The organism is Nonomuraea maheshkhaliensis (assembly GCF_039529435.1).
Classification (GTDB): Bacteria; Actinomycetota; Actinomycetes; order Streptosporangiales; family Streptosporangiaceae; genus Nonomuraea; species Nonomuraea maheshkhaliensis.
This window is the reverse complement of record NZ_BAAAMU010000076.1, coordinates 1-11,352: the sequence shown is the minus strand read 5'-3', so window position 1 is coordinate 11,352 and position 11,352 is coordinate 1. Positions and strand designations below refer to the sequence as shown.

10 protein-coding genes and 1 pseudogene are annotated in these 11,352 nt (G+C 72.1%); 7 read left to right on the top strand and 4 right to left on the bottom strand.

Annotation, left to right across the window (positions count from 1 at the left end):
- From ABFX54_RS37250 to tkt, 3 genes and pseudogenes are all read right to left on the bottom strand, one after another.
- Positions 1-634, bottom strand: a pseudogene (locus ABFX54_RS37250) (glucose-6-phosphate isomerase); the annotation flags it as partial.
- Positions 634-1,725 carry a transaldolase gene (gene tal / locus ABFX54_RS37245; protein ID WP_346111441.1) on the bottom strand — a complete coding sequence of 364 codons (1,092 nt, stop codon included), beginning with the start codon at positions 1,723-1,725 and terminating at the stop codon, positions 634-636. The pseudogene ABFX54_RS37250 and the gene tal, both read right to left, overlap by 1 nt.
- A 7-nt stretch (positions 1,726-1,732) precedes the next feature.
- Positions 1,733-3,763, bottom strand: coding sequence for a transketolase (gene tkt / locus ABFX54_RS37240; RefSeq protein ID WP_428834615.1), 2,031 nt, complete (start codon positions 3,761-3,763; stop codon positions 1,733-1,735).
- A gap of 417 nt (positions 3,764-4,180) precedes the next feature.
- Here tkt and ABFX54_RS37235 point away from each other — a divergent pair, with 417 nt between their 5' ends.
- The 4 genes from ABFX54_RS37235 (at position 4,181) to ABFX54_RS37220 (ending at position 7,722) form a co-directional block, all read left to right on the top strand.
- The gene (locus ABFX54_RS37235) at positions 4,181-5,125 is read left to right on the top strand and encodes a heme o synthase (RefSeq protein ID WP_346111438.1); all 945 of its coding nucleotides are present in this window, start codon (positions 4,181-4,183) and stop codon (positions 5,123-5,125) included.
- 65 nt (positions 5,126-5,190) lie between these two features.
- Positions 5,191-5,574 (top strand): ArsR/SmtB family transcription factor, encoded by a 384-nt coding sequence (locus ABFX54_RS37230; RefSeq protein WP_106251496.1) that lies wholly within the window; start codon positions 5,191-5,193, stop codon positions 5,572-5,574.
- Positions 5,571-6,548: a cation diffusion facilitator family transporter gene (locus ABFX54_RS37225; RefSeq protein ID WP_346111437.1), complete on the top strand. Its 978-nt coding sequence runs from the start codon at positions 5,571-5,573 to the stop codon at positions 6,546-6,548. Before ABFX54_RS37230 ends, ABFX54_RS37225 begins: the two co-directional genes overlap by 4 nt.
- Complete coding sequence (locus ABFX54_RS37220) at positions 6,535-7,722, top strand: PrsW family intramembrane metalloprotease (protein WP_346111436.1); 1,188 nt, start codon at positions 6,535-6,537, stop codon at positions 7,720-7,722. The genes ABFX54_RS37225 and ABFX54_RS37220 overlap by 14 nt, the downstream gene beginning before the upstream one ends.
- 72 nt (positions 7,723-7,794) lie before the next feature.
- Here the strand turns inward: ABFX54_RS37220 and ABFX54_RS37215 are convergent, their stop codons facing one another.
- Positions 7,795-8,781, bottom strand: coding sequence for a COX15/CtaA family protein (locus ABFX54_RS37215; protein WP_346111435.1), 987 nt, complete (start codon positions 8,779-8,781; stop codon positions 7,795-7,797).
- Between the two features lie 98 nt (positions 8,782-8,879).
- Between ABFX54_RS37215 and ABFX54_RS37210 the strand changes: the two genes are divergently transcribed.
- The 3 genes from ABFX54_RS37210 to ABFX54_RS37200 form a co-directional block, all read left to right on the top strand.
- Positions 8,880-10,016, top strand: coding sequence for an NAD(P)/FAD-dependent oxidoreductase (locus tag ABFX54_RS37210; protein ID WP_346111434.1), 1,137 nt, complete (start codon positions 8,880-8,882; stop codon positions 10,014-10,016).
- A gap of 58 nt (positions 10,017-10,074) precedes the next feature.
- Positions 10,075-10,317 (top strand): (2Fe-2S)-binding protein, encoded by a 243-nt coding sequence (locus ABFX54_RS37205; protein ID WP_346111433.1) that lies wholly within the window; start codon positions 10,075-10,077, stop codon positions 10,315-10,317.
- Positions 10,314-11,352, top strand: a 1,039-nt coding sequence (locus tag ABFX54_RS37200) for an NAD(P)/FAD-dependent oxidoreductase (protein WP_346111431.1), incomplete at its 3' end; no start/stop codon positions are given. The genes ABFX54_RS37205 and ABFX54_RS37200, both read left to right, overlap by 4 nt.

Sequence of the window (11,352 nt, the reverse complement as noted above, 5' to 3'; positions counted from 1 at the left end):
GGCCGAGGCCCGCCAGCGCGGCGGGCACCAGCCCGAACGCCGACAGCGCCGAATAACGGCCGCCCACGCCGGGAGGGCCGAGCACCAGGTCGTAGCCGGACTCCACGGCCCGCCGCTCCAGCGGCGAGCCCGGGTCGGTGACGACCACGACGCGCCCCGCGGGCGCGAGGCCCGCCTCGGTGAAGAGCCGCTCGTAGATCCGCAGCAGGCAGTCGGTCTCCACGGTCGAGCCGCTCTTGCTCGCCACCACCAGGACCGTGGACTCCAGCCCCTCGGCCAGGGCCCGGCGGACCTGCCCGGGATCGCTCGTGTCGAGCACCGTGAGCGGCACGTCGGCGGTGTCACAGATGACCTGCGCCGCCAGCGAGGAGCCGCCCATCCCGGCCAGGACCACGTTCGTCAGGCCCGCGGCGCGGGCCCGGCCCGCGAGCTCGCCCAGGACGGGCAGCAGCTCGCGGGAGGAGCGGGGCAGGGTCAGCCAGCCGAGCCTGACCGCCGCCTCCGCCTCGGCGTCCTCACCCCACAGCGTGGGGTCGCCGGCGGCGAGCCGCGCGGGCACGCCGCCCGCGACGAGGCGCCCCGCGACGGAGGAGGCGGCCGAGGCCACCCCCTCCTCGCGGTAAGAGACCTCCATCACGGAACCAGGTTCTTGGTGACGCTCTCGAGCAGCTCGTTCCAGGACGCCTCGAACTTCTCCACGCCCTCGTCCTCCAGGACCTTCACCACGTCGTCGTAGTCGACGCCGGCGTCCTTGAGCGCGGCCATGGTGTTCCAGGCCTGCTCGTAGAAGGGACGCACGGTGTCGCCGGTGATGTTGGCGTGGTCGGCCGTGGCGTCGAGCGTCTTCTCCGGCATCGTGTTGACGGTGCCGGGCGCGACGAGCTGGTCGACGTAGAGGGTGTCGGAGTATTCGGGGTTCTTGACCCCGGTCGAGGCCCACAGCGGCCGCTGCGGGCGCGCGCCGGCGGCGCGCAGGCGCTGCCAGCGCTCGGAGTTGACGACGTCCTCGAACGCCGCGTACGCCAGGCGCGCGTTGGCCACGCCCGCCTTGCCCTTGAGCTCCGGCTTGCCGAGCTGGTCGAGCCGCTTGTCGATCTCGGTGTCGACGCGGCTGACGAAGAACGAGGCCACCGACTCGATCGAGCCCAGGTCGAGACCCTTGGCCTGGGCCGCCTCCAGGCCCGTCAGCCAGGCGTCCATGACCGCGCGGTAGCGCTCAAGGGAGAAGATCAGCGTGACGTTGACGCTGATGCCCTCGGAGATCGCCTGCGTGATCGCGGGCAGCCCCTCCACCGTGGCCGGGATCTTGATCAGCAGGTTGGGCCGGTCGACCAGCCACCACAGCGCGCGGGCCTCGGCGATCGTCTTCTCGCTCTCGCGGGCCAGGCGCGGGTCCACCTCCAGCGACACGCGGCCGTCCACGCCGCCGCTGGCGTCGTAGACCGGGCGCAGCACGTCGGCGGCCCAGCGGATGTCGTAGGTGGTGATGGCGCGTACGGCCTCGCCCACGTCGACGCCGCGTACGGCCAGGTCGTGCAGCTGGCTGTCGTAGGCGTCGCCCTTGCTCAGCGCGCTGGCGAAGATCGTCGGGTTGGAGGTCACCCCGACGACGTTCTTCTCCTTGATCAGCTGGTCGAGGTTGCCCGTGCGCAGGCGCTCGCGGCTGATGTCGTCGAGCCAGATGGCAACGCCCTGGCCGGACAGCTTGTTGAGGTTCTCGCTCATGTCTTTCTCAGTTTCCCGTCGTCTCGCCCTTGTCCTGACCCAGCTTGGCCAGGCTCGCCTTGGCCGCGGCCGCCACGCGCTCCGCCGTCAGTCCGAACTGCTCGTACAAAGTCTTGTACGGGGCGGAGGCACCGAAGTGTTCGAGACCGACCACTTCGCCGCACTCGCCGACGTAGGCGTGCCAGCCGAGCGCGATGCCCGCCTCGACCGCCACGCGAGCCCGGATCGACGAGGGCAGAACCGTCTGCCTGTATGCGGAATCCTGCCCGTTGAACCACTCCACACACGGCATCGAGACCACTCGCGTGGGGATGCCCTGCGCCTCCAGGATCTCGCGGCCGTTGACCGCGATCTCCACCTCGCTGCCGGTGGCGATGAGGATGACCCTCGGCTGGCCGTCGGACGCCTCGCGCAGCACGTAGCCGCCGCGGGCCACGCCGTCGGCGCTCGTGCCCTCGTAGACCGGCAGGTTCTGCCGGGTGAGCGCCAGCGCGGCGGGCCGGTCGGTGTGCTCCAGCACGGCCTTCCACGCGTACGCGGTCTCGTTGGCGTCGGCCGGGCGCACCACGTCGAGACCGGGGATCGCGCGCAGCGCCCACAGGTGCTCGATCGGCTGGTGGGTCGGGCCGTCCTCGCCCAGGCCGATGGAGTCGTGCGTCCACACGTACGTGACCGGCAGCTTCATCAGCGCGGCCAGGCGCACCGAGGGACGCATGTAGTCGGAGAAGACCAGGAACGTGCCGCCGTAGGGGCGGGTGCCGCCGTGCAGCGCGATGCCGTTGAGAATGGCGCCCATGGCGTGCTCGCGGATGCCGAAGTGCAGCGTGCGGCCGTAGCGGTTGCCGGGGAACGCCTTGGTCTGGAACTCCTCGGGGATGAAGGACGGCTCGCCCTTCATCGTGGTGTTGTTGGACTCGGCGAGGTCGGCCGAGCCGCCCCACAGCTCGGGCAGCACCGGCGCCAGCGCGTTGAGCACCTCGCCGGAGGCCTTGCGGGTGGCCACCGAGGAGCCCTCCTCGAACGACGGCAGCGCGGTGGCCCAGCCGGCCGGCAGCTCCCGGTGGGAGATGCGGTCGAGCTCGGCGGCGCGCTCGGGGTTGGCCAGGCGCCACTCGGCGTAGGACTTCTCCCACTCGGCGTGCTCGGCGCGGCCGCGCTGGGCGATGCCGCGGGCGTGGTCGAGCACCCCGGCCGGCACGTCGAACGTCTTGGCCGGGTCCATGCCCAGCACCTGCTTGGTGGCGGCGACCTCGGACTCGCCCAGGGCGGAGCCGTGGATCTTGCCGGTGTTCTGCTTGTTGGGCGCGGGCCAGCCGATGATCGTGCGCAGCCGGATGAACGACGGGCGGTCGGTCTCGGCCTTGGCCTTCTGGAGGGCTTCGTACAGGGCCGGGACGTCCTCGGCGTAGTCGCCGGTCGCGGTCCAGTCGACGCTCTCGGTGTGCCAGCCGTAGGCCTGGTAGCGCGCGACCACGTCCTCGGACTTGGCGATCTGCGTGTCGTCCTCGATGGAGATGTGGTTGTCGTCCCAGACGACGATGAGGTTGCCCAGCTTCTGGTGGCCGGCGAGCGCGCTGGCCTCGTGGCTGATGCCCTCCTCGATGTCGCCGTCGCTGACGAAGCACCAGATGTGGTGGTCGAACGGCGAGGCGCCCTGCGCGGTCTCGGGGTCGAACAGGCCGCGCTCGCGGCGGGCGGCCATCGCCATGCCGACCGCGTTGCCCAGGCCCTGGCCCAGCGGGCCCGTCGTCGTCTCCACGCCGGCCGTGTGGCCGTGCTCGGGGTGGCCGGGGGTCAGGCTGTCCCACTGGCGCAGCCGCCGCAGGTCGTCGAGCGTCAGCCCGTAGCCGGATAGGTAGAGCTGGATGTAGAGCGTCAGGCTCGAATGACCGCACGACAGGACGAAACGGTCGCGCCCGAGCCAGTTCGGATCGGTCGGGTCGTGGCGCATGACACGCTGGAACAGCAAGTATGCGGCGGGGGCCAGGCTCATGGCGGTGCCGGGGTGACCCGAGCCCGCCTTCTCCACTGCGTCCATCGCCAGGGCTCGAACGACGTCTACCGCCTGCTTGTCCAGGTCGGTCCATTCAAGGGCTGGCACGAGTTCGGTGCTCAAGTGCTCGATCTCCGGAATCTAGTTGTCGTGGTGGTGCCGGTCGGCTGTCCCGCCCCGCGGCCGACCGCCTTCGGCGGCCCGCCGCAGGTTGTGCGGCCCGCGCCTACACGGGACCCTAACCGAGTGGAGATGGCGATCGATTCCCATTCCACCCGCGCGTGTCCATGTAGGCCCGGACTCCGTCGGGTTCGTCTGGCCGGGACGGCGCAAGCCCCCCATTGGCCGGACCGGCCGACCCTGCGACTACAGTTTGGTTGTTCGCAGGGGCGTCACGGCGCCCGCCCATGGATCCGCTCTTATCAGAGGTTACGCGTTGACTCCGCACAGGCTGGAAGCGCCTTGACGGTGCTGACCAACAGGCACGCGACGGCCCCCTCACCGCAGGTGGAGGCGCCGCGCTCGATAGGCATGACCATCAAGGCCTATATCGCGCTCACCAAGCCGCGGATCATCGAGTTGCTGCTGATCACGACGCTGCCGGTGATGTTCCTCGCCGCGGGCGGCCTGCCGCCGCTGTGGACGTCGATCGCGGTCATGGTGTTCGGCACCCTGTCGGCGGGCAGCGCCAACGCGCTCAACTGCTACGTGGACCGCGACATCGACCAGAAGATGCGCCGCACCCGCCGCAGGCCGCTGGCCAGGCACCAGGTCTCGCCCCGCGGCGCGCTGATCTTCGGCGTCGTGCTGGGCGTGCTGTCCACCCTGGGCCTGTGGCTGACCACCAACTGGCTGGCCGCGGTGCTGTCGCTCGCGGCGATCCTGTTCTACGTGCTGGTCTACTCGATGATCCTCAAGCGGCGCACGGCCCAGAACATCGTGTGGGGCGGCATCGCGGGCTGCATGCCGGTGATGATCGGCTGGGCCGGCATCACCGAGCGGCTCGACTGGGCGCCGCTGGTGCTGTTCGGGGTGGTGTTCTTCTGGACGCCGCCGCACACCTGGACGCTGGCCATGCGCTACAAGGAGGACTACGCGGCGGCCAAGGTGCCGATGCTGCCGGTGGTGGCCACCGAGCGGCGGGTCGTGCTGGAGTCCATCGCCTACACCTGGGCCACCGTGCTGTGCTCGCTGGCGCTGTGGCCGGTGGCGGGCACCACGCCGTTCTACGCGATCGTGGCCGCCGTGCTGGGCGCGATGTGCCTGTGGGAGGTGCACCGCCTGCTCGCCCGGCTCAACGCCGGCAAGACGGGCGTCGACCTGCGGCCGATGCGCTTCTTCCACTGGTCCAACGCCTATCTGGCGCTGCTGTTCCTGGCCGTGGCGATCGATCCGCTGCTGGCCTGAACGGCTTGCTCCCACCCCCCGCCCGGCCGTTGCGCCGGGCTTTCCCTCTTCCGTATCATGCACATATGAATAGCTCTTCAGGTGTTGTGGCGGCGCTGGACGGATGCGTCGTGCCGGAGCCGGACGCGGCCAGGGTCGCGGCCACCCGCGACCGGCTCGTGACGCCTGACGAGGCCACCCGGCTGGCCGAGCTGTTCCGCCTGCTCGGCGACCCCACGCGGGCCCGGCTGCTCTACGCGCTGCTGGAGGCGGGGGAGCTGTGCGTGTGCGACCTGGCCGACGCGGTCGAGGTGACCGACACCGCCGTCTCCCACGCGCTGCGCCTGCTGCGAACGGCCGGCATCGTGGCCAGCCGCAGGGCCGGGCGCATGATCTACTACCGGTTGGCGGACGCTCACGTCCGCATGCTCCTCGACCTGAGCAGGGAGCATCTGAAGGAGACCGGATGAGCGGCGACCACGAGCACGGGCACGGCCCCGGTCATGGGCACGGGCACGCGCTGAGCGCGGACGCCGACCGGCGCTATCTCGTCGGCGCGCTGGCGCTGATCCTCGGCTACATGGCGGTCGAGGTGATCGCCGGTGTGGCCGCCAACTCGATCGCGCTGATCTCCGACGCCGCCCACATGCTCACCGACGCCAGCGCCATCGCGCTGGCGCTGATCGCCATGCGCATCGCCGCCAGGCCGGCCAAGGGCGCCTACACCTTCGGCTACAAGCGGGCCGAGATCCTCTCCGCGCAGATCAACGGGGTGACGCTGCTGCTGCTGGTGGCGTACTTCGTCTACGAGGGCGTGCGCAGGCTGCTGGAGCCGCCCGCGGTGGACGGCCCGATCGTGGTCGTCACCGCCGTGGCGGGCATCGCCGTCAACGCGCTGGCCGCCTGGCTGCTGTCCAGGGCGAACCGGCGCAGCCTCAACGTCGAGGGCGCCTTCCAGCACGTGCTCAACGACATGTACGCGTTCATCGCCACCGCCGTGTCCGGCCTCGTGGTCTGGCTGACCGGCTTCCGCCAGGCCGACACGATCGCCGCCCTGGTCGTGGCCGCGCTCATGCTCAAGGCCGGCTGGGGGCTGCTGCGCGACTCGGGCCGGGTGCTGCTCCAGGCGGCGCCCAGCGACCTCGACCCCGACGAGATAGGCCGCGTGCTGGCCGCGGAGGCGGACGTGGAGGAGATCCACGACCTGCATGTCTGGACGGTGACGAGTGGCTATCCGACCCTGTCGGCCCACGTGATCGTGGCCAGGGGCTCCGACTGTCACCGGGTGCGCTCCCGGCTGGCGGACCTGCTGCGCCGGAGGTTCGCGATCGGGCACACGACACTCCAGGTCGACCACGGGATTCGGGGTCTTGATCGGCACTGCGAGGACCCGCACGGACCCCGGCACTCTGATCCGTTAAGGTCACCGTATGGCGACCCGTGATCCACGCTGGGTGTTGAAGGACCGCCCGTCGTTCGCGTTGATCATCGGGCTGGTCCTCACCGGCATCTGCGCTCTGGTCTCGTTCTCCTTCGACGTCTTCAACGGCGCTCCGGTGCAGTTCTTCATCGCGCTCGCGCTGGCCCTGGCCCCGGTGCCGCTGCTGCTCGCGGCGGTGCTGGCGCTGGACCGGATGGAGCCGGAGCCGCGCAGCAACCTGATCTTCGCCTTCGCGTGGGGCGCGGGCGTCGCGGTGCTGGTCGCCGGCGTGATCAACTCGCTCAACCTGCACTACATCATCGACACCGCCAAGCTGTCGGAGGCCAGCGCGCGCAACATCGCGGCCACGTTCGGCGCGCCCGTGGTGGAGGAGACGATGAAGGGCCTGGTGCTGCTGGGCCTGCTCAGGTTCCGCCGGGCCGAGCTGGACGGGCCGACCGACGGCGTCATCTACGCCAGCATGGTCGGCCTCGGCTTCGCCATGAGCGAGAACGTCAGCTACTACCTCGGCGCGCTGTCCACCTCCGGCGTCAAGGGGCTGGCCGTCACGGTGGTGCTGCGCGGCATCCTGTCGCCGCTGGCGCATCCGCTGTTCAGCTCGATGATCGGGGTCGGCGTGGCGTACGCGGCCCAGCGGAGCGGCCCCGAGCGGGTGACCTACGTGCTGGCCGGCTGGTCGGGGGCGATGATCCTGCACGGGCTGTGGAACGGCCTGGCCTCCTACGGCGGCTTCCCCGGGCTCGTCGTGGCCTATCTGGTGCTGCTGGTCGTCCTGGTCGTGCTCATCGGCGTGATCTTCAGGGACCGGCGGCGCATCGTGGCCCTCATCCAGCGGTATCTGCCGCCGTACGAGCCGACCAGGCTCGTCACCCAGGCCGACATCCACATGTTGTCGGCCTTCTCCCGGCGCCGCCAGGCCCGGCAGTGGGCCCGCGCCTACGGCGGCAAGCGCGGCGTGCGGGCGATGCGCGACTACCAGCTCGCCGCCACCGAGCTGGGGCTGCTGCACGAGCGGGCGGCCCGCCACATGGTCGACGAGCACGACTTCCACGAGGAGCAGCGGGCGCTGCTGGAGTGCATGAGCACGGCGCGGGCCGACTTCCCCATGCCGCTGCACACCAGGTCGGTGGCCAGGGGCTCACCTCCGCCCGGCTACGCGCCCGGCGCGCCGACCTGACCTTCTGCGCAAAACGGGCATCCGATGGGTGGGGGAGTGGCGGACGTACCACCGCAAACTCGGCACAACCCCTCAGACGGCGGCGGGCGCCCCGGTGGGGGAGGGGCTGACAGGGGCGGGCTCGCCGTCGCGGACCCGCAGCGAGGTGACCACCCTGAGCGCGGCGATCCAGACCAGCGTCGAGCCCAGGACGTGCATGAGCACCAGCGCGGCCGGCACGGCCAGGAACCACTGCGTGTAGCCGATCACGCCCTGGAGCAGCTCCACGCCGAGCAGCGCCAGCGCCGCCCGCCTGGCGGGCCTCGGCGCGTTGGTCACGTGGAGGGCGAACAGCAGCGCGAACGTCAGCCCCACCACCAGGTAGGCCAGATCGGCGTGGAAGCGGGCCATGGCCTCGATGTCGAGGTCGAAACGCGAGGCCGTCTCGTCGCCCGAGTGCGGCCCCGTGCCGCTGACCACGACCCCGGCCACCAGCAGCGCGAACGTCGCGGCCAGCAGCACGTGGCCGAGCCTGCGGATGTCGCGGTGGGTCACCCGGCGCACGGGGCCGTCGCCCTCGCCCGCGCGCGCGTACAGCAGCCAGCAGACGGCGATCAGGCCGCTGGAGATCAGGTAGTGGGTGCCGACGGTGAACGGGTTGAGCATCGTGTTGACGACCAGCCCGCCCCACAGCGCCTGGGCGACGATGCCGGCCGGCTGCAGCCAGGCCAGGCGCACCAGCGAGACCCGGCGCGGCGCCAGCCGCAGCGCGGCCAGCACGCACGCGACACCGACGGCCAGCACCAGGAACGTCAGCAGCCGGTTGCCGAACTCCACGGCCATGTTGAGCGGCGAGACCTCGGGGTGCGCCACCGGGACGAAGCTGTCGGGCGTGCACCTCGGCCAGGTCGGGCAGCCGAGCCCGGACTCGGTGACGCGCACGCCCGCCCCGGTCACCGTGATCCCCGCGTTGACCACCACGGACGCCAGCGCCCAGCCGCGCAGCGAGCGAGTCGTGGGTGCCCAGAAGGACAGCAGGAGACGCGCGAAGGGCTTGGGGTTGTCCGTGGGTAGCTTCACGTCATCGATGGTAGGGGCCGGACCCGGCGGTCCCGCCACCGGGAACAGGCTTCTCAAGACCTCAAGGTATGTGACATATTACTGAGAGGAGGTGGTGGATGTCCGACGTGATCGTCGTCGGCGCCGGAGTCGTGGGCGCGGCCTGCGCCTACTACGCCGCGCGCGCGGGCCTCGACGTGACCGTGGTCGACCGCGGGCCCGTGGCGGGCGGCACGACGGGCTCGGGCGAGGGCAACATCCTGGTGTCCGACAAGGAACCGGGACCCGAGCTGGAGCTGGCCGTGCTGTCGAACCGGCTGTGGCGCGAGCTGGCCGAGCCGGGCGGGTTCGAGTTCGAGCCGAAGGGCGGGCTGGTCGTCGCCGAGACCGAGGACGTCCGGCGGCAGCTCACCGGCCTGGCCGCCAGGCAGGGCGTGGAGTATTCGCTCGTGGGGGCGTCCGAGCTGCGCGACTACGAGCCGCACCTGGCCGAGGGGCTGGCCGGCGGCGTCCACTACCCGCAGGACGCGCAGGTGCAGCCCATGCTGGCCGCCGCCACCCTGCTCCGGCGCGGCGCCGAGGACCATGGGACCCTGCGGCTGCGGCTCGGGGTCGAGGTCACCGGCGTCATCCGCTCCGGCGAGCGGGTGACGGGCGTGCGGACGTCGGGCGGCGACATCCTCGGGGACGCCGTCGTCAACGCGGCCGGCACCTGGGGCGGCGAGATCGCCTCGCTGGCCGGCGCCCACCTGCCGATCCTGCCCAGGCGCGGGTTCATCCTCGTCACCGAGCCCCTGCGTGAGCCGCTCATCCGGCACAAGGTCTACACAGCCGCCTACGTGACCAACGTGGCCAGCGACTCCGCCGGCCTGGAGACCTCGGCCGTCGTGGAGGGCACGCCAGCGGGGACCGTGCTCATCGGGGCCAGCAGGGAGCGGGTCGGGTTCGACCGGACGACGTCGGTGCCCGTGCTGTCGCTGCTGGCCGCCCAGGCGGTCGCGCTCTTCCCCGCGCTGCGGGAGGTGCGGGCGATCAGGTCGTACTGCGGCTTCCGTCCGTACTGCCCCGACCACCTGCCCGTCATCGGCGCCGACCCGCGCGTGCCCGGGCTGTATCACGCGTGCGGCCACGAAGGGGCCGGCATCGGACTCGCCCCGGCCACCGGGCACCTGCTCGCCCAACTGCTCACCGGCGAAGCGCCCGACCTGGACCTGACCCCCTTCCGCCCGGACCGTTTCACCGAGGAGGACTCGTGACCCGCCACGTTGCCGGCGAGGCGCCTGTGGCCCGCCATGTCGTCGCAGGGGAGGGCGTGTGAGCTTCCACATCACCGTCGACGGGCGCAGCGTTCCCGTCGTGCCCGGGCAGACGATCGGGGCGGCGCTGCACGCGGCCGGGGTGAAGTCGTGGCGCGCCACCCGGTTCGGCGGGCGGCCGCGCGGGCTGTTCTGCGGGATCGGGGTCTGCTTCGACTGCCTGATCTCGGTCAACGGGCGGGCGCCCGAGCGGGCGTGCCTGCTGGAGGCCGCACCTGGGGACGAGGTGACGACGGCGTGACGTACGACCTCGTGGTGGTCGGTGGTGGGCCCGCCGGTGTGGCGGGCGCGCTGACGGCGGCGCTGGCCGGGCTGAGCGTGGCGCTGGTGGACTCAGGGCCGCGGCTCGGCGGCCAGTACTTCCGGCACGCGCCCGTGCGCAAGGAGGGGCCCGAGCCGGGGGCCGGGCTGGCCCGGTTCCTGCGGCAGGCCGACGCCCTCAGCGCCCGCGCCGACGTGCTGTCGCGGCACCAGGTCTGGAACGTCTCCCGCGACCCGGACGGCACCCTGACCGTGCACTGCCTGACCAGCACGCCGCCCCACCCGGCAAGCGCCACCGAAGCGGGTGCCGCTGGTGAGCGGGCTGTGGTGGTGCGGGCGCGGCGGTTGCTGATCGCCACCGGCGCGCATGACCGGCCGTTGCCGTTCCCCGGCTGGGACCTGCCCGGGGTGCTCACCGCCGGCGGCGCGCAGGCGCTGCTCAAGGGCGGCGGCGTCCTCGCGGGCCGGCGGGTCGTCGTCTCCGGCACCGGGCCGTTCCTGCTGCCGGTGGCCACCGGGCTGGCCGGGGCGGGGGCGCGGGTGCTCGGCGTGTACGAGGCCAACGGCGGGCTCGGGCTGGCCAGGCATCCGCTGCTCGCCCTGGGCAAGGCCGGTGAGGCGGCGGGGTACGCGGCCGCGCTGGCCCGGCACCGGGTGCCGTACCGCACCCGTCATGCGGTGGTCGCCGCCCACGGGGACACCGAACTGGAGGCCGTGACCGTGGCCCGCCTCGACGCCGGCTGGAACGTTCTCGCCACCCGCGTCGTGCGCTGCGACGCCCTGGCCGTCGGTTACGGGTTCGTCCCGCAGATCGACCTGGGGACGCAACTCGGCTGCGCGAGCAGGCACGACGTGGACGGCAGCCCCGTGCTGGCCGTGGACGCGACCCTGCGTACGAGCGTCCCCGGCGTGTGGGCGGCCGGCGAACCCGTGGGCGTGGGCGGATGGCGGCTGGCCGAACTGGAGGGCCGCCTCGCCGCCAGCGCCATCGCCGACGACGCCAGGACGAGCCGCC

Bases quoted from the DNA above. Each gene is read 5' to 3' on its own strand.
- ABFX54_RS37220 (WP_346111436.1), top strand. From the start codon at position 6,535: ATGGCGACCCGTGATCCACGCTGGGTGTTGAAGGACCGCCCGTCGTTC.
- tal (WP_346111441.1), bottom strand. From the start codon at position 1,725: ATGAGCGAGAACCTCAACAAGCTGTCCGGCCAGGGCGTTGCCATCTGG.
- ABFX54_RS37225 (WP_346111437.1), top strand. From the start codon at position 5,571: ATGAGCGGCGACCACGAGCACGGGCACGGCCCCGGTCATGGGCACGGG.
- ABFX54_RS37210 (WP_346111434.1), top strand. From the start codon at position 8,880: ATGTCCGACGTGATCGTCGTCGGCGCCGGAGTCGTGGGCGCGGCCTGC.
- tkt (WP_428834615.1), bottom strand. From the start codon at position 3,763: ATGGACGCAGTGGAGAAGGCGGGCTCGGGTCACCCCGGCACCGCCATG.
- ABFX54_RS37230 (WP_106251496.1), top strand. From the start codon at position 5,191: ATGAATAGCTCTTCAGGTGTTGTGGCGGCGCTGGACGGATGCGTCGTG.